General features: G+C 69.3%; 14 protein-coding genes. 6 read left to right on the top strand and 8 right to left on the bottom strand.

What is annotated here, in order from left to right; translation table 11 throughout:
* Nucleotides 1-11 precede the first annotated feature (11 nt).
* The gene (gene pssA / locus ACXJLH_RS19910; RefSeq protein WP_056191659.1) at nt 12-629 is read left to right on the top strand and encodes a CDP-diacylglycerol--serine O-phosphatidyltransferase; all 618 of its coding nucleotides are present in this window, start codon (nt 12-14) and stop codon (nt 627-629) included.
* Here the strand turns inward: pssA and ACXJLH_RS19905 are convergent.
* Nucleotides 626-847, bottom strand: a complete 222-nt coding sequence (locus ACXJLH_RS19905) for a hypothetical protein (RefSeq protein ID WP_056191657.1) — start codon at nt 845-847, stop codon at nt 626-628. The two genes, pssA and ACXJLH_RS19905, sit on opposite strands and share 4 nt — an antisense overlap.
* Before the next feature lie 296 nt (nt 848-1,143).
* On the opposite strand from ACXJLH_RS19905, the gene ACXJLH_RS19900 reads away from it, so the two are divergent.
* Nucleotides 1,144-1,317: a hypothetical protein gene (locus ACXJLH_RS19900; RefSeq protein WP_157281035.1), complete on the top strand. Its 174-nt coding sequence runs from the start codon at nt 1,144-1,146 to the stop codon at nt 1,315-1,317.
* Here ACXJLH_RS19900 and ACXJLH_RS19895 read toward each other — a convergent pair whose 3' ends face one another.
* Entirely contained in the window at nt 1,318-2,223 is a 906-nt protein-coding gene (locus tag ACXJLH_RS19895) for a LysR family transcriptional regulator ArgP (protein ID WP_457389758.1), read from the bottom strand.
* Nucleotides 2,224-2,296: 73 nt separating this feature from the next.
* Here ACXJLH_RS19895 and ACXJLH_RS19890 point away from each other — a divergent pair, with 73 nt between their 5' ends.
* Both ACXJLH_RS19890 and ACXJLH_RS19885 read left to right on the top strand, forming a co-directional pair.
* Nucleotides 2,297-2,935 carry a LysE/ArgO family amino acid transporter gene (locus ACXJLH_RS19890; RefSeq protein ID WP_457445846.1) on the top strand — a complete coding sequence of 213 codons (639 nt, stop codon included), beginning with the start codon at nt 2,297-2,299 and terminating at the stop codon, nt 2,933-2,935.
* An 18-nt stretch (nt 2,936-2,953) separates the two neighbouring features.
* Nucleotides 2,954-4,231, top strand: coding sequence for a D-amino acid dehydrogenase (locus ACXJLH_RS19885; RefSeq protein ID WP_457445845.1), 1,278 nt, complete (start codon nt 2,954-2,956; stop codon nt 4,229-4,231).
* Here ACXJLH_RS19885 and prsT read toward each other — a convergent pair whose 3' ends face one another.
* Entirely contained in the window at nt 4,232-7,018 is a 2,787-nt protein-coding gene (prsT, locus tag ACXJLH_RS19880) for an XrtA/PEP-CTERM system TPR-repeat protein PrsT (RefSeq protein ID WP_457445844.1), read from the bottom strand.
* Nucleotides 7,019-7,123: 105 nt separating this feature from the next.
* Here prsT and ACXJLH_RS19875 point away from each other — a divergent pair, with 105 nt between their 5' ends.
* Nucleotides 7,124-8,422: an Hsp70 family protein gene (locus tag ACXJLH_RS19875; protein ID WP_056191644.1), complete on the top strand. Its 1,299-nt coding sequence runs from the start codon at nt 7,124-7,126 to the stop codon at nt 8,420-8,422.
* Here the strand turns inward: ACXJLH_RS19875 and ACXJLH_RS19870 are convergent.
* Nucleotides 8,334-9,002: a YecA/YgfB family protein gene (locus tag ACXJLH_RS19870; protein WP_457389762.1), complete on the bottom strand. Its 669-nt coding sequence runs from the start codon at nt 9,000-9,002 to the stop codon at nt 8,334-8,336. The genes ACXJLH_RS19875 and ACXJLH_RS19870 overlap by 89 nt on opposite strands.
* Before the next feature lie 353 nt (nt 9,003-9,355).
* Between ACXJLH_RS19870 and ACXJLH_RS19865 the strand changes: the two genes are divergently transcribed.
* Nucleotides 9,356-11,512, top strand: coding sequence for a putative bifunctional diguanylate cyclase/phosphodiesterase (locus ACXJLH_RS19865; protein ID WP_457445843.1), 2,157 nt, complete (start codon nt 9,356-9,358; stop codon nt 11,510-11,512).
* Between the two features lie 12 nt (nt 11,513-11,524).
* On the opposite strand, the gene gshA is transcribed toward ACXJLH_RS19865, so the two are convergent.
* From gshA to ACXJLH_RS19845, 4 genes are all read right to left on the bottom strand, one after another.
* Nucleotides 11,525-13,018, bottom strand: coding sequence for a glutamate--cysteine ligase (gene gshA, locus ACXJLH_RS19860; RefSeq protein ID WP_457320587.1), 1,494 nt, complete (start codon nt 13,016-13,018; stop codon nt 11,525-11,527).
* Nucleotides 13,019-13,064: 46 nt separating this feature from the next.
* Entirely contained in the window at nt 13,065-14,732 is a 1,668-nt protein-coding gene (locus ACXJLH_RS19855) for a SulP family inorganic anion transporter (RefSeq protein WP_457445842.1), read from the bottom strand.
* Nucleotides 14,733-14,884: 152 nt separating this feature from the next.
* Entirely contained in the window at nt 14,885-15,871 is a 987-nt protein-coding gene (locus ACXJLH_RS19850) for a tripartite tricarboxylate transporter substrate binding protein (RefSeq protein ID WP_457445841.1), read from the bottom strand.
* Nucleotides 15,872-16,039: 168 nt separating this feature from the next.
* On the bottom strand, nt 16,040-17,047 hold the full coding sequence (locus tag ACXJLH_RS19845) for a Bug family tripartite tricarboxylate transporter substrate binding protein (RefSeq protein WP_457445840.1): 1,008 nt from the start codon (nt 17,045-17,047) through the stop codon (nt 16,040-16,042).
* Nucleotides 17,048-17,140: the final 93 nt, after the last annotated feature.

Raw genomic sequence — 17,140 nt, 5'->3', positions numbered from 1 at the left:
AGGAGGTCCTGATGGAAAAACCCAAGCCCTTTTCGATGATCCGCGAGTTCCATCTCGCCGATTGGTTCACCCTCGGCAATGCCTGCGCCGGCATGGGCGCCCTGTTCGCCGTGATGAGCTTCCTGCAGACCGGCGAGCGCCAACATCTGCAATACGCCTGTGCGTTGATTCCGCTGGCGCTGGCCTTCGACGTGCTGGACGGCCGTATTGCGCGCTGGCGCCAGAAGAGCTCGGCCCTGGGCCGCGAGCTGGATTCCCTGGCCGACGTGATCTCCTTCGGCGTCGCGCCCGCGGCGATCGCTTACGGCTGCGGCATGCAGGGGCTGTATGACCGCATCGTGCTGGTGTTCTTCGTCGCCTGCGGCGTCAGCCGGCTGGCGCGCTACAACGTGACGGCGGAAAAACTCAGCGCAGGCTCGGACAAGGTGGCGTATTTCGAGGGCACGCCGATTCCGACGTCCATGCTGCTTGTGGCTGTGCTGTGGGTGGCCGCGGTTCAGGGGGCCATCGGTGACGCGCTATGGGGTGGCGTCTGGTGGCTGGCGGGCTTCAAGTTGCACCCGCTGGTGCTGATGTTCGCGCTATCCGGCTCGTTGATGGTGAGCCGGATTCGGATTCCGAAACTCTAAGCCGTTCGGCGCGACAACCAGCTCAGCGGCGATTCCTGAATCGCGACAGACGACTGGGATTCGAGGAAATCACTGGGCGGCTGGCTGCGATATTCGCTGACGCCCACGCCGTCCAGGCAGGCATCCAGGCCGAAGGCGGTGCCGAGGTCGGCGGGATCCGGCTCGCTGCGCGCAGCGACGTCTCGGCGGAAGAAGCGCAGCGCTGGAACGAATCGCATGGCAGACCTCATTGGCTTGACGGGCCGACAACAACATCAGCACCGTGAACCCAGTGTGCGGGATTCATGTGACAACCGAACCCCCCATCTGTGAGTAAATATTGCCTCGCCAGGCATTTCCGCACAGGGGCAACCCCTGTTTTTCCCAGTGTTGATGGGGTCTGCGGGCCGATGCCCCCGATCCGAGGGGAGCGTTGCGCTTTTGCAATTCTTTTCTGCGCCTCCCTAGAGCTCAGGATACGTTCGCAGGGTCCGGCGCTTAAGCTGCCCCACCTCCAAGCCCCCCGGCTTTTTGCATGAGTTCAGAACTGTTGAAGTGGGTCGCCAGCGGCCTGATTGCCACCGTGCTCGTCTGTACGTTGTGGATGGCGAGTGCCATACATCCCGAACAGGGCGGCACCAACTTGATGCTCGCCCAGGTGGCAGCACCGACAACGGCCGCATCGGCTCCAGTGACGGCCACTCGCTGATCAGCCCAGCGCAAGCTTGGCGCCGTCCGCCAGGGCCTGGCCGATCTGATCCAGCAGGGCGCCCCGCCCTTGCAACTGCCATTGGTGCCAGTACAGCGCCACGTCGACGCCGATCTCCGGCCTGAGCACGACGAGCTGGCCGGCTTCGACAAGGGCGCGAACCTGGATCTCGGGCGCCACGCCCACGCCCCAACCCATGGCGGCGGCGCGCACATAGGCTTCGCTGGACGGCACAAAGCGTTCGCGCAGCCTTGGTCCGCGCACGCCGAAGGCCTGTGACACCCATTGCACCTGCGTGTCGTCCTTGCGGTTGAAGACGAGAAATGGGGTGTCGGCGAAGTTGCCGGCGTGCAAACCTTCGGGCAACTGGCTCGCCAGGAAACCCGGGCTGGCCACTGCCACATAACGCATGACGCCCAGGGCCTGCACCCGGCAGCCCTGCAGCGCCTCGGCCACTGTGGACATGCAGCCGAGCACCGCGCCCTGGCGCAGGCTGTCGTGGGTGAAGTCCTGGTCGTCGACAACGAGCTCCAGCCCATAGCCCTCACGCAGGCCCCGCTGCACGAGCGCGTCCAGCGCTGCGGGCACCCAGGTCGCCAGGCTGTCGGCGTTGACGGCAATGGCCAGGCGCGATTGCGGCGCGACGCGCTCGCCCAGTTCTCGTGCCACATCCACGCGCAGCGCCTGCAACTGCCGGGCAAAGCGCAGCAGCACCTTGCCCGCCTCCGTCAGCCGCAGCGGCCGCGAGCGCACCACCAGCGGCTGGCCGACCTGGGCCTCCAGCGACCGCAAGCGTTGCGACACGGCGCTCTGCGTGATCGACAGGCGCTGGGCGGCACGCTCGAAGCCCTGCTCGTCGGCCAGGGCGGCCAGGCAGTCCAGCGCGGCGTGATCGAAGTCATTCATTAGCACTGCTAATGTATGGCCAATAATATGAATGACACTTCTTGAATTGCCTGCCGATGCAGAGAATCTGCCGATGCCCGCCTCCGCTCTGGCCTCTGCAACCGCGCCCGCCGTCTTTGCGCAGGGCTGGGCCATGGGCGCCGGCCTCATCCTGGCCATTGGTGCCCAGAACGCGCTGGTGCTGCGCCAAGGCCTCAAGCGGGAACACGTCGGCGCCGTCGTCGCGGTCTGCACGCTGTCGGACTGGCTGCTGATTGCGCTGGGCGTCTTCGGCCTCGGTGTGCTGATCCAGGGCCAGCCGCTTCTGCTGGAAGTGTTTCGCTTCGGTGGCGCCGCCTTCCTGCTCATTTACGCGCTGCTCGCCGCCCGGCGCGCCTGGCGTCCCGCCCCCGGGCTGGATGCCGCAACAGCCGCGTCCAGCCTCGGCGCCACCTTGTCGGCCGCTTTTGCCTTCACCTATCTGAATCCCCACGTCTACCTGGACACCGTCGTGCTGCTCGGCGGCCTGGGTGCGCGCCAGCCGGCCGAGCTGCGCACCGCCTTCGCGGCCGGGGCCGGCCTGGCGTCGGCGATGTGGTTTGGCCTGCTCGGTTTCGGCGCGGCGGCGGCGGCGCCGCGGTTGCGCAGCGCCCACACCTGGCGGGTCATCGATGCCCTCGTCGCTGTGCTGATGGCCGCGCTGGGTTTACAACTCCTCCTGCAACCCCTCTAAGAACTCAAAAGGACAGCCATGAAGATCGTCGTTCTCGGCGCCGGCATCATCGGCATCGCCACCGCCTGGTATTTGCTCGACGAGGGGCATGAGGTCATCGTCGTCGACCGCCAGCCGGACGCCGCGCTGGAGACCAGCTTCGCCAACGGCGCGCAGATCTCGGTCAGCTTCTGCGAACCCTGGGCCAATGCCGGCGCACCCTTCAAGGTGGCCAAGTGGCTGTTGCGCGACGACTCGCCGCTGCTGTTCCGTCCGCGCCTGGACCCCAACCAGTGGCGCTGGGGCCTGGCCTTCCTGATGCAGTGCACGAACGCCGCCTTCGAGCGCAATGTCGAGGAACTCGTGCAGCTGGGCCGCTACTCGCATGCCTCGCTGAAAGATCTTGTCGCGCGCACCGGCATCGAATATGACCGCCTGGAGCGCGGCATCCTGCATTTCTTCTCCAGCCAGGCCGACTTCGACAACGGCGCCGCCGGCGCCGAGATCATGCGACGCCATGGCGTGGACCGCCGCGTGCTGGGCCGTGAGGAGGTGCTGAAGGTCGAGCCGGCGCTGGCGGCCTTCGGCAACCGCATCTTCGGCGGCACCTTCACGCCCAGCGACGAAAGCGGTGACGCCAAGGTCTTCACGCAGAAGCTCGCCCGGCTGTGCGCCGAACGCGGCGCGCAATTCCTGTACGAGCACGACATCCTCGGACTGCAGCGCGCGGGCGACGGCATCGAGTCCGTGCAGGTCGCCCACATACGCAGCGGCGAGCGCCTGATGTTGAAAGCCGATGCCTTCGTCGCCGCCATGGGCTCGTACACGCCGGCCCTGGTTCAGCCTCTCGGCGAGCACCTGAACATCTATCCCGCCAAGGGCTACTCGGCCACGCTGCGGCTGAAGAAGCCCGAGGCCGCCAGCGTTGTCAGCCTGCTGGACGACACCCGCAAGATCGCCATCTCGCGCCTGGGCGACCACATCCGCATCGCCGGCACGGCCGAGCTGTCGGGCTTCGACCTCAACCTCGATTCACCGACGGCCCGGGTGCGCTGTGCCGCCCTGGTCAAGCGCTACGAGGAACTCTTTCCCGGTGTGGCCGACACCAGCGAGCCCAACTACTGGACCGGCCTGCGCCCCAGCACGCCGACCAACATCCCCTACATCGGCCGCAGCAAGAAGGCTCGCAACCTGTGGATCAACGCCGGCCACGGCACCCTGGGCTGGACGCATGGCGCCGGCTCGGGCCATGCGATGGCCGAGTTGATCGCTGGCCGAAAGCCGGGCATGGCCTTCGGCTTCTACGGTTCGGTCTGATCAGAGCGTCTTCAGCAGCGCCTCGACCTGGGCCTGCTGCGGGAACTTCTTGCCCAGCTTGGCCAGGCCTTCAAGCTCCGCCTTGGCGGCCGGCTTGTCGCCGGACTGGATCAGGATCTGTGCCAGGTTGAGCTTGTAGGCCGGCTGGTCGGGCTGGTCGCTGATGAGCTGGCGCTGCGCGCTGATCGCCTTGCTGAAGTCCTTTTCGTTGGCCAGCACGGTGGCATAGGTGTCTCGCAAGGCCGCGTAGTCGGGGTTGAGCTTGAGGCCACGTTCGGCCAGTTCGCGCGCACCGGGCTTGCCGGTCTTGCTGCGCAGCCAGGCGACGTTGTTGATGATGGGCAGCGCGTCAGGGTTGCGCTTGAGCAGGGCTTCATAGCGGGCGAGCGCCGGGTCGAGTTCGCCGCGGGCCAGCAGGATGTCGGCCGTGGCTGCCGGGAAGCTCTGGTCCTGCGGGTGCGCAGCCGCCCACTGGGTCTCGAAGGCCTGCGCCTCGTCACGCTTCTTGGCCGCCATCAACACCGAGAACAGACGCGGTGCGGCGTCGGCCGGCTCGCGCAGGGCGACGGCCTTGCGCAGGGCCGCGATGGCGCCGTCGTAGTGCTGGCGATTGCTCTCGATCTCGGCCTCCGCCATCAGCGCAAAGGCCTCCTGCGGATTCTTCTTCTGGCGCTCGCGCAGGGCGGTCAGCGCTTCGTCGACGCGGCCCTGGCGGGCGGCGAGCTGGATCAGCAGCCGCTGAGCCGGCACGGAGGCCGGTTCGGCTTCCAGCGCGCGCTTGACTTCGCGCTCGGCGCCCGCGTCGTCCTTCTCCATGAAGCGCAGCTGGGCCAGGCCCAGCCAGCCTTGGGCGCGCGTGGGCGCCATCACCGTCAGGCGCGCGTAGGTCTTGGCAGCCTGGGCCTTGTCGCCCGACGCTAGCTGGGTGCGCGCCAGGCGCTCCAGCAGGTCGGCGTTGAGCGGCAGGGCGGCGGCGGCCTCCTGCGCCGCCTGGGCGGCCTTGGCGGCGTCGCCGTTGCGCAGGTAGTGGTCGATCAACGACACGCGCAGGGCGGCCTCGGTCGGCTCCTCGCGCACGCCGGCGGCGAGCACCTCGGTGACGCGATCGACCGGCGCACGCGTCTGCGCCAGCAGGTCGGCCAGGGCCAGGCGGGCCTGCGGCGAATGCTGCTGGGTCGTGACGAAGCTCTCCAGGCGCTTGACGGCGGCCTCGCTGCGGTTGGCCTGCATGTCCAGCGTGACCAGGCCCAGCACGGCGGGCAGATAGCCGGCATCGGCCTTCAGCGAGGCTTCGAAGGAGGCTTGCGCCGCCGCCGTGTCCTTGCGGACGAGGTGGATCCGCCCACGCAGGCCGTCCGGCACCGGGCTGTCCTTCATCTTGGGCGCTAGCCTGTCCAGGGCTGCCAGGGCCGCAGGCAGGTCATTGCGCCGCAGCAGCGCATTGATCAGCATCAGGTCGTAACTGCTGCCGCTGTCCTTGGCGGCAATGTCGCGCAGCTGGTTCATGGCCGCGTCGGCTTTGGCCCGGCTGGCGCCGCCCGGCGCAGCGCTGTCGCGAATGATGGCCGACAGTGCCAGGGCCGCGGTGGTCTTGGCGTCGTCAGGGCGCAGCTTGGCGGCGGCACCGAAGGCCTGATCGGCAGCCTCGAAATTGCCCTGCATCAGCTGGGCCTTGCCGGCCATCAGCAGGGAGTCGGCGTCGGCGCGGCCGCTTTCAAGCATCGGGCGCAGCGTCTCCAGCGTCTTGGCGGGCGAGCGCCGCTGCAGCTGCAGCCCGGCGAACTGGCGGCGCAGCGCCAGGTCCTCAGGCGCGAGCTTGAGGGCCTGGTTGAGCAGGTTCTCCGCGTCGGCAAGCTCGCCCAACTGCTGATGGGCTCCCGAGGCCAGGCGCAGCAGCGGCAGGTAGTTGGGCATCACCTTGAGCAGGGGCACGGCCAGCTCTTTCGCCTTGGCCGCATCACCCTTGGCCAGCGCGAGCTGGCCCTGCATGAAACGACCCTGCGGCTTCTTGGCGAGATCCGGCGGCATTTCGTCGACGAGCTTGGTCGCCACGTCGATCTGCTGGCGACCGAACGCCAGGCGCAGCAGCAGCGAGCGCGCGTCGTAGGAGCGCGGATCCAGCACCAGCACTTCGCGCAGCAGCGGCTCGGCCTCATCCATCTTGCCGCGCGCCAGCAGCACCTCGGCCTTGAGCAGCAGCGCCTTGCCCGCCTTGGGGTTCTTCAGGATCAGCTGGTCCAGCGCCGCGAGGGCCTCGTCGGGAAAGCCGGCGGCCACCTTGGTGCGGGCGCTGACGATGATGGCGTCCTCGGACTCGGGCTGCAGCTGCAGGGCTCGCCCGGCCGCCGCCTTCGCTTCGGTCACGTTGCCCTGAGCCAGGAAAGCCATGGCCAGGTATTGCTGCAACGTCGACTGGGCCACGGGGTCGGCCAGGGTCTGGTCGGAGAATTCGCCGATCAACTTGCGCGACTGGCCCGACAGCAGCAGCGTTTGCGCCAGCAGCGGCGCCAGTTCGTCGCGCGGCGCGCCCAGCTCCCAGGCCCGGCGCAACTCGATCTCGGCGCCGGCTACGTCACCGGCATCCAGCAGCGCCTTGCCCAGTAGATGCCGGGCCTTGGCGTTCTCGGGGTTCTGCTGCAGCAGATTCTTCAGTTCAATGACAGCACCGCCGACGTCCTTCTGCTCCATGCGCTTTTGCGCGGCGGCGAGCAGGTCCTGCTCGGAACGTTGGCCGCAGGCCGCCAGTGCGGCAGCCAGCAGGAGGGGAGCGAAATGGCGCGTCTTCATCGAATCTCCGCAAATCAGGCGCGCGATTGTGTTCCTAGAATCCGCGCCCTTTCCTCCGAACTTTTCAGGACTTGTCAGGACTGGCCTCCCAGGGCCGTAATTCGAATGATTGCCCCTCCCCCTTTTTGCGCGATTGACTTCGGCACGTCGAATTCCGCGGTGGCGGTGCCCAATGCCAGCACGGCCGCCGGCGAGATGCATCTCATCGAGCTGGAACCGGCTCAACGCACGATGCCGACCGCGGTCTTCTACTTCACCGAAGGCGCCCACGACGCCGACGGCCCGCCGCGCGCCTTCGGCCGCGCCGCCGTGGCTGCCTATGTCGAGGGCCACGACGGCCGGCTGATGCGCTCGATGAAGAGCATCCTCGGCTCGCCCCTCATCGACCAGACCACCGACGTGGGCGGCGGCCGCGGCGCCAAGTATTCGGACATCGTCGCCGGCTACCTGAAGCGGCTGCGCCGCCTGGCCGGCGAACCCGAGCGCGCCGTGCTGGGCCGGCCGGTGTTCTTCGTCGACAGTGAGCCCGAGCGCGATGCGGCCGCCCAGGCCCAGCTGGAGGCCTGTGCCCGCGCGGTCGGCTTTCGCGAGGTGCATTTCCAGTACGAACCGATCGCGGCGGCCTTCGACTTCGAGCAGCAGGCGACGCGCGAACAGGTCGTGCTGGTCGCCGACATCGGTGGCGGCACCAGCGACTTCTCCATCGTGCGCGTCGGCCCCGAGCGCATGCAGCGCCTGGCGCGCCGCGACGACATCCTGGCCAGCCACGGCATCCACATCGCCGGCACCGATTTCGACCGCCACATCGAACTCGCCGGCCTGCTGCAGGAGTTCGGCTACCGCACCACGGGACCCAGCGGACGCGAGGTGCCCAGCGGCATCTATTTCGACCTGGCCACCTGGCATCTGATCAACACCTGCTACTCGCCGCTGCGCGTGGCCGAGTGGCGCGGCATGAAGAGCTGGTTCAGCGACGTGCGCCAGCACGCCCGGCTGATGACGGTGCTGGAGGAGCGCCTGGGCCACGAGTTGGCCGCTCGCGCCGAGGGCGCCAAGATTGCCGTGTCGGGCGGCGAGGACACGACGGTGGACCTCGGTCACATCGAGACCGGCCTGGTGCTGCCGCTGAGCGAGAAGACCGCGGTGGACGCGCTGCGCGCCGACCTCGACCGCATCATCTCGACCGCCCACGAAACCGTGGCGCTTGCCGGCCTGAAGGCCGGCCAGATCGACGCCCTTTACTTCACCGGCGGCTCGACCGGGCTGCGCCTGCTGGTGGACGGCATGGCCGCCGGCTTCCCCGCCGCGGCGCGCGTCAGCGGCGACCGCTTTGCTTCGGTCGCGACCGGCCTGGGCCTGCACGCCCGACGGCTTTTTGGGCCGGCTGCGGCTTCAATGGCCTAGACACGTCCGCCAGCATCAACACCGCGCTGACCAGCCCCTCGACCGCTTCTTCCAGGTCGGTCGGCGGCTCCAGCGACTCGATCTCCTCGAGCAGCGTATCGGCGTCCTCGAGGTCGTCCGGGTCCAGGTGCAGATAGAGGGCCGCCAGCGGCTCCAGCAGCGGTTCCTCGGGCAGCTTCATCAGTGCTGGATGGGCATCCAGCGCATGCGCAAAGCCGGCCACCCACGGCAGCACGGTTTCGCTGGGGCTGGCATCCTCGTCGAGCTCGAACACCCAGGGGTCGAACCACTGCCGACCGACGATGGCCAGGTTCAGCTCCTTGTGGCGGCGGCGCAGCAGCCCGATCAACTCGTCGCTGATGCGCTGGGGAATGGGTCGCCCCTCGCTGTCCAACAGCGGCGGCAGCCACTGTTCCAGCGACACGACTGAAGGCTGCAGCAGCACGCCACAGAGATAGCCGTCGGCCATGCTGACGTCCAGCGGTTCCAGCGGCGCCGGCAAGGCGTCAAGCAGAGCCTGCAGGCGCTCCAGATCGGCTTCGGACAGGGCTTCGGTGGGGCGGTGCTGGGGGGCTGACATGGCGGGATTATGGGCAGTGCAAGTGAATATTGCCCACCGGGGCGCCGGCCGAAGCTCTAGAGTGCCTCCATCCCAACGACGCCCTCTACCCTGAGGGCTTCACGACCCGGCAGCCTGCTGACCGGGTCTTTTTTTGTTGGTCACTTGGCACGCAGCTCGCTGGCGCGAGCCGCTCGGCGCTGGTGCGCCGGGACCTGCGGCCCTGTGCCAAGAGGCCCATCCGCGCCCCGTGGGGCGCGAGGCCGGTCACGTTGCACGCATCTCCCCAGCGTGAGCCGTGGGTTCCGGCACCCCTTCACGCAGCAAGCGAATGGCGCCGGGCCAATCTTGCGTCGGGCTTTCATACTGGCGGCATGTCCGCTGCCGTACTCGCGCTGCGCTTCGATCCGGCGGTCGTGGTGCTGTCCTACCTGACCGCTGCCTTCGCCTCCTATGTGGCGCTGGACCTCGCCCAACGCGTGCGCACGCCCGATGCGCTGGTCGCCCGCACCTGGTGGATTGCCGGTTCGCTGTCCATGGGCACGGGCATCTGGGCCATGCATTTCGTCGGCATGCTGGCCCTCAAGCTGCCCTTCCTCGTCGGCTATGACAGCGCCGTCACACTGCTGAGCTGGCTCGCGGCCGTGGGCGTGTCGGCCATCGCGCTGCGCGTTGCGGCCGGAGAGGCGCTGACGCCCACCCGCCTGGCCGTGGGCGCCATCAGCATGGGCGCTGGCATCTGCGCCATGCACTACACCGGCATGGCCGCCCTGGTGCTGGCCCCCGGCATCCAGTGGCACTGGGGCCTGGTGGCGGCCTCGGTCGCCGTCGCCACCGGCGCAGCCGCCGCGGCCCTCATCATCTTCTTCGGCCTGCGCAGGCTGCCGCGGGCCTGGGCCCGCTGGGGCCAGCTCGTCGCGGCCCTCGTCATGGGTGCGGCCGTGGCCGGCATGCACTACACCGGCATGGCCGCCGCCGACATTGCCGAAGGCACGGTCTGCCTCAGCGCCGACGCGCTGCGCGGCGACAACCTCGGCAATCTCGTCGCCGGCGCCACCTTCGCGCTGCTGCTGCTGACGCTGATCACCTCGGCCCTGGACGCCCGCGGCCAGCGCCGCACCAACCGGCTGCAGCAGTCCCTGCAGGCCGCCACGACCGAGCTGCAGGAAATCGCGTTGCGGGACCCGCTGACCGGCCTGGCCAACCGCCAGCTGCTGGACGACCGCCTGCAGCATGCCGCCGCGCGCGGCCACCGCGAGGGCGCCCGCCTGGCCTTGCTGGCCGTCAACCTGGACGGTTTCAAGCCCATCAATGACAGCTTCGGCCTGGCGGCCGGCGACCAGGTGCTGCGCGAAACCGCCCACCGGCTGGAGGGCCTGGCCCGCGGCCATGACACCCTGGCCCGGCTGGCCGCCGATGAATTCGTGCTGATGGTAGAGGGCGATGTCGGCGAGACGACGCTGGCCCAGATCGCCCAACGCCTGCTGGACGCGCTGGCCGAGCCCATGACCGGCGTGCCCGGCGCCGGCAGCCAGCCGCTGCGGCTGTCGGCCTCGGTCGGCATTGCGCTGTACGACGGCAGCGGGCCCGGCGAGGCGCTGGTGGCCCAGGCGGATTCGGCGGCGCAGGCGGTCAAACGTGCGGGCGGCAATGGTTTTGCGTTCTTCGAGGCGCATATGCAGGCCGGCGTGCGCGAGCAGGTCGAGTTGGCCCGCGACCTGCGCGCCACGCTGGCCGGCGAAACCGGCAGCGGCCGCCTGGCCCTGCATTACCAGCCCAAGATCGCCACTGCCCAGGGCGAAGTCAGGGGCGTCGAGGCGCTGCTGCGCTGGCAGCATCCGCAGCGCGGTGCGATCAGCCCGGTCGTCTTCGTTCCCGTGGCCGAGCGCTTCGGCCTGATCGTGCCGCTGGGCGACTGGGTCATCAAGGAGTCCTGCCGCCAGATTGCACTTTGGCGTGAGGCGGGCCTGCAGATGCGCGTGGCCATCAACCTGTCGGTGCAGCAGCTGCGCCAGCCCGACGCCCTGGTGCGCCGCTTCGAGGAGGCGCTGGCCCAGTATGGCGTCGACGCCCGCCAACTGACCTGCGAGATCACCGAGTCCGTCGCGATGGACGACGCCACCGCCACCGAACGCTCACTGCAGCGCCTGGCCGAACTCGGTCTGTGCCTGTCCATTGACGATTTCGGCACCGGCTATTCCAGCCTGGCCTATCTGCGTCGCCTGCCGGTGTCGCAGCTCAAGATCGATCGCAGCTTCATCCAGGACCTGGAGAGCAGCGCCGACGCCCGCGCCATCGTCAGGGCCGTCATCGAACTGGCCCATGCGCTAGGCCTGCAGGTGGTGGCAGAAGGGGTCGAGACCGAAGGCCAGGCCGAGGTGCTGCGCGGCAAACGCTGCGACAAGCTGCAGGGCTTTTTGTTCGCGCGCCCGATGCCGGCCGAGGACCTGACGCGCTGGGCGAAGGACGCGCAGGACGACCGGCCGCGCTTCAGCTCGTCGGTCTACGCAACGCTGGACCCCAGCATTTAGGGCCGAACGGCCCTAAACCGCCATCCGCGCCGGCGCCACGTAGAAGCGCCGGAACTCCTCGAAATCCATGGTGTCGGCCGCCTCGATGCGGGCCTGCTCGGCCAGCGACTCGGCCGCCATCTTCTCGAAGCGGCGTTGCAGCTCGTCTGGAAACGGCAGCGCCAGCAGGGCCGCACGCGTGGCATCGCTCTGGCGGCGGGTGAAGCCGACATAGCTGTCGTCGAAGTCCTGGGCCATCACAGTCAGCACGCGCGCCGATGGGCAGAGCTCGGGCTGCTGCAGGCGCTGGCCGACGCGGCGCAGGGCCGCGCGGTAGGCGTCGCCGCCATGGGCCGCGTCAAGGGCTGCGGCGTGCACAGCGCAGGCGGCGAGGATCTCGCCGGCCCAGTCGGCGAGGCTGCGCTCACCCCCGCGCCAATGCTCCAGCATCAGGCCCGGCTCCCGGCCACGGGCGGCCACGCGGTGCTGGTTGCGGCTGTTGGCGGCGATCTCGTCGGGCGTGTCGTCGGGGCTGTCGCTCTTCAGGCAGTGCAGCAGGAAGGCGTCCAGCACGCGGATGGCGTCGGCACCGATGCCGACCGGCTCGAAGGGGTCGAGGTCCATCAGCCGCACCTCGATGTATTCGACGCCGCGCTCGCGCAGCGCATGCAGCGGCCGCTCGCCGGAGCGGATCACCCGTTTGGCGCGAATGGTGCTGTAGAACTCGTTCTCGATCTGCAGCAGGCTGGTGGAGAGCTGGTTGTAGTCGCCGCCGGGCGTCTGCACGCCAATGGCCTCATAAGGCGGATAAGGCCGGCTCAGCGCCTCCTGCAGCGAGGCCGCATAGCTCTCCAGGCAGTTGTAGGTGACGGCGATGCTGGACTGCGCGTCGCTCTGGTAGCCCAGCCGGCCCATGCGCAGCGAGGTGGCGTGCGGCAGGTAGAGGGTGTGGTTGGAGAGGCGCTGCAGGCCATGCTCGCGGTCATGCACGAAGCTGTCGCACAGCGCCGGGCTGGCGCCGAAGAGGTAGAGCAGCAGCCAGCCCTCGCGGCGGAAGTTGCGGATGGCACCGAAATAGCCCTCCGTCGACACGCCCGGCAACGACCAGTTGTAGTGAATGCCCGAGATGGTCTGCATGCGCCGGCCATAGCGCTGGCCCAGGCCCATGCGGTAGACGCTCTTGGCACGGCCGACATTGCTCGAACCGTAGCGGCCGATCGGGATGGTCTCGTCCGTGGGCAGGCCGCAGGGCATGGAGCCCACCCAGAGCCGCTCGTCGGCAAGGGCCCGGTAGACGGCCTGGTGGACCTCGGTCAGCTCCAGCAGGCAGTCGTCGACACCGGCATGCACGCCGGTGATGAGCTCCAGCTGCGACTCGCTGTAGTCGGTCGTGATGTGCGGATGGGTCAGGGCCGCGCCGAGGGCCACCGGATGCGGTGTCAACGCCAGGCCGCCCCCGGGGAGGGCGCGCAGGCTTTCCTTCTCGATGCCACGGCGGATGCCGAGCAATGTCTCTTTGTCGTTCATGGCGTCCGGGGACCGGGAATTGGGCCAAGACGGTAGCAGATGAAGGCTAAAGCTGCCCAGGCGCGTCCATGTCAGCCAGACTCGGCCTCAGGGCATGTTCGCCGGCCTGGATGCCTTCGTGGTGGCTGAGGTAGAGCGAAACGTCATAGCGCTCCAGCCAACCGACGGCCTTGAGCCTGTCCAGCACCGGGCCCTTGACCTCGGAGAACTCCAGCCTCAGCCCCTCGGCCCGCAGCGCCGCATGCAGCTCCTGCAGGGCGGTCAGGCCCGACACATCGATGTGGTTGACCGGCGCCATCAGCATCAGCACGCGCTGCGGCGCGCCGACCTTCTCGCGGTGCTCGCGCACATGGGCCAGCACGGCGTCGACCAGGCCGCGGGCGTTGGTGAACACCAGGCTCTCGTCGACACGCAGCCCCACGACCTCGGGCCGGCATTCGACCGCGTAGCGCTCGAGATTGCGGTAATGCTGGGTGCCCGGCACGCGGCCGATGCGGGCGACATGGGGCTGGGCCGTGCGCTGGATCAGCAGCGCGACAGAACCCACCACGCCGATGGCCAGCGCGGCCGCGATGCTCCAGCACAGCACGGCCACCGTGACGGCCACCATCAACAACCCTTCGGCGCGCGCATAGCGCCAGGCCTCACGGTAGGGCCGCAGCGTGAAGCCGCCCAGCACCGCCACGACGATGGTCGCGGCAAGCACCGGCTTGGGCAGGTGGGCCAGCGGCTCGGCCAGCAGCAGCATCGCGACGAACATGAAGGCGCAGACGAACACCAGGCTCCAGCGGCTGGCCGAGCCGGCCTCGTGCAGCAGGATGCTGCGCGAGAAGCTGCCCGCGACCGGCATGCCGCCGCTGACCGACGCGACCAGATTGGCCGCTGCCAGGCCGCGCATCTCGGCCGCCGGCAGCAGCTTTTCGCCACGCCGCTGCGCCAGCGATTCCGACACCGCCAGGCTGGAAACGAAACCCATCAGGGCCACCAGGGCTGCGGACGGTAGCAACTGCAGCCACAGCGCAGCCTCCAGCCGCGGCAAGCCGAGCGGCAAGACCAGCGACGGCAGCGCACCGACCTGGGCAACGCCCATGGCGGCGGGCGTGAAGGCCGACAGCGCCATCGCCGCAACCAGCAGCAGCAGCGGCGCCAGCCGCGCCAGCAGGCGTGGGCCGGCCCGGCGCGACAGCAGCAGCAGCGCGATGCCTGCGCCTCCCCAGACCGCGCTGGCGACGCCGAAGCCGCCCTGCGGGGCCGATGCGATCAGGTCGGGCAGCGTGAAGCCCGCCGCCGCACTGCCCAGCAACACCGGCAGCTGGCCGGCCGCGATCATCAGCGTCGCGCCGGTCTCGAAGCCGCGCAGCGCCGGCACCGACAACAGGCTGGACAGCGCATCCAGGCGCAGCAGCGCGGCCACCGCCAGCAGCAGGCCCACTTCGGCTGCGAGCACGAGCGCACCTTCGGTCGCACTGACGCTGGCCGGCAACGCGCCCAGGGCCTGCGCGATCATCAGCGCCAGCACCGCCACCGGGCCCAGGCCCAGCACCGGGCTGGAGCCCAGGGCCGCATAGGCCAGCAGCGGCAGCAGGCTGGCATACAGCCCCACCTGCGGCGGCAGGCCGGCCAGCATCGCGTAGGCCAGGCTCTGCGGGATCAGCAGCACGGCGACAACAGCACCGGCGACCAAGTCGGCGCGCCAGGTGGGCATGAATCTCATCGGTGATCGATGCCGTGAATGAGTCTTGCGGGCTGAGCGACGGGCCGCTCCCTAGCCGGCCCGCACTGGCGATGTGCTTGCGGCTCGATGCCGCAAGCATCGCCGTCCTCTCGGGGGACCGGCCAAGGTAAGCCTTGGACGAGGGGCTTCATCTAGTCGACCTTGGCGCCCGAGACCTTCACGACCTTGGCCCACTTGAGGGTCTCGCTGGCGATGAGCGCCGCGAACTCCGCGGAGGAGCCCCCACCAGCCACTGCGCCCTGCCCCGCCATCCGTTCGCGCAGCGCCGGCGTATTCAGCGCCGCCGCGGCTTCGCGCTGCAAGCGGGCGACCTGGTCGGCCGGCTGGTGGGCAGGCGCCAACAGGCCGAACCAGGAGCTGGCTTCATAGCCCTTCAGGACCGCGCTACCCGCCTCGGCCACCGTGGGCAGGTCGGGCACGGCCGGGCTGCGCTGAGCGCTGGTGACGGCCAGGGCCAGCAGCTTGCCGGCCTTGATCTGCGGCAGGGCCGAGGGCAGGTTGTCGAACATCAGGTCGGTGTTGCCGGCGATCAGGTCGAGCAGGGCGGGACCCGAGCCGCGGTAGGGGAAGTGCAGCATGAAGCTGCCCGTCATGCTCTTGAACAGCTCGCCGGCCAGGTGGATGGACGTGCCGTTGCCGCTGGACGCCATGTTCAGCTTGCCGGGATTGGCGCGCGCGACGCGGATCAGATCGGCCACGTTGCGGATGCCATAACGCGCTGCATTGGCGGGGTTGAGCACCAGCACATTGGGCACGGCCGCGACCAGCGTGATGGGCGCGAAGTCCTTCGCCGGGTCGTAGGGCAGCTTGGGGTAGAGAGACGCGTTGATCGCATGCGTGCCGACGGTGCCCATCAGCAGCGTGTGGCCGTCCGTGGCCTTGGCGACCTCGGCCGAACCGATATTGCCGCCAGCGCCAGGCTTGTTGTCGACGACGACAGCCTGCCCCAGGCGCTGCTGCAGTTCGGGCGCCATTGCACGGGCCAGCAGGTCGGTCGTGCCGCCGGGTGTGAAGGGCACGACGAGACGGATGGGCTTGCTCGGCCACGGTGCCTGGGCGGCGGCGGGCAGCGCGAGGCTGCCGGCCAGGGCCGCAACTTGGCGACGGTTCAGCTTCATGGCGATCTCCATCAGTGATGCGCGTTCGGGCCGAGCGCCGGGCCGCTCCCAAGCCGGCCCGCGCTGGCGATGTGCTTGCGGCTCAATGCCGCAAGCATCGTCGTCCCCACGGGGGACCGACTGGGCTTGCCCGCGTCCAGCAGAGCAAGACCGGGCGAGGGGCTCACTCTATCTGTCTACCTTGACGCCCGAAAGCTGGACGACGCGCGCCCACTTGGCCGTCTCGGCGGCAATCAGCGCAGCGAACTCCGGCCCGCCGCCGCCATGCACGAGCATGCCACGTGCGGTCAGCCGCTCGCGCAGCGCGGGACTGGCGAGTGCGGCAACGCTGTCACGCTGCAGGCGGGCAAGCTGCTCCGCCGGCTGGCCGCTGGGAGAAAACAGGCCGATCCAGGCACTGGCCTCATAGCCCTTGAGCGCCGGCCCGCCGGCTTCTTCGACGGTGGGCAGCTCCGGCAGGCTGGGGCTGCGCCGCGCACTCGTGACGCCCAGGGCCAGCAGCTTGCCGGCCTTGATCTGCGGCAGGGCCGAGGGCAGGGAGTCGAACATCAGGTCCATGTTGCCGGCGATGACGTCCTGCTGGGCCGAGGCCGCGCTGCGATAGGGGAAGTGCAGCATGTAGGTCTGGGTCAGGCGCTTGAAGAGCTCGCCGGACAGGTGCGTCGGGTTGCCGTTGCCGCCGGAGGCGATGTGCAGGCGCCCAGGCTGGGTGGTGGCGGCGTGCACCAGGTCGCTCACGCTGCGCACGCCCAAGGCTTGCGCGACACCTGGGTTGATGACGAGCACCAGCGGCACGGTCGCGACCAGGCTGATCGGCGCGAAATCCTTCACCGCGTCATAGGGCAGGCGGCGCCACAGCAGCGGGTTGATGACATGCGTGCCAACGCTGCCCATCAGCAGCGTGTGGCCATCGCTGGCGCCGGCGACTTCGGCGGTGCCGATATTGCCGTCGGCGCCGGGCTTGATGTCGATGATGACGGGCTGGCCCAGGCTCTTCTGCAGCTCGGGCGCGAGCTGACGGGCGGCGACGTCGGCCGCGCCGCCCACTGCATAGGGCACGACGATGCGCAGCGGCCGCGTCGGCCATGGGCCACTGGGCTGGCTGTAAGCCGATGGCGCCGACAAAGCGGCCAGCCACATCAGCAAGCTGCGGCGCTGCAGCGGCGGCAGTGTCATGCTTGCCACTCCGCATGGGGGCCCGCGGGCCGAGCGCCGGGCCGCTCCCTAGCCGGCCCGCCATGGCGATGTGCTTGAGGCTCAATGCCGCAA

Source organism: Roseateles sp. P5_E4 (assembly GCF_054049255.1).
Note: the sequence above shows the minus strand (reverse complement) of the source record. Positions and strands in the feature narration are given on the sequence as shown.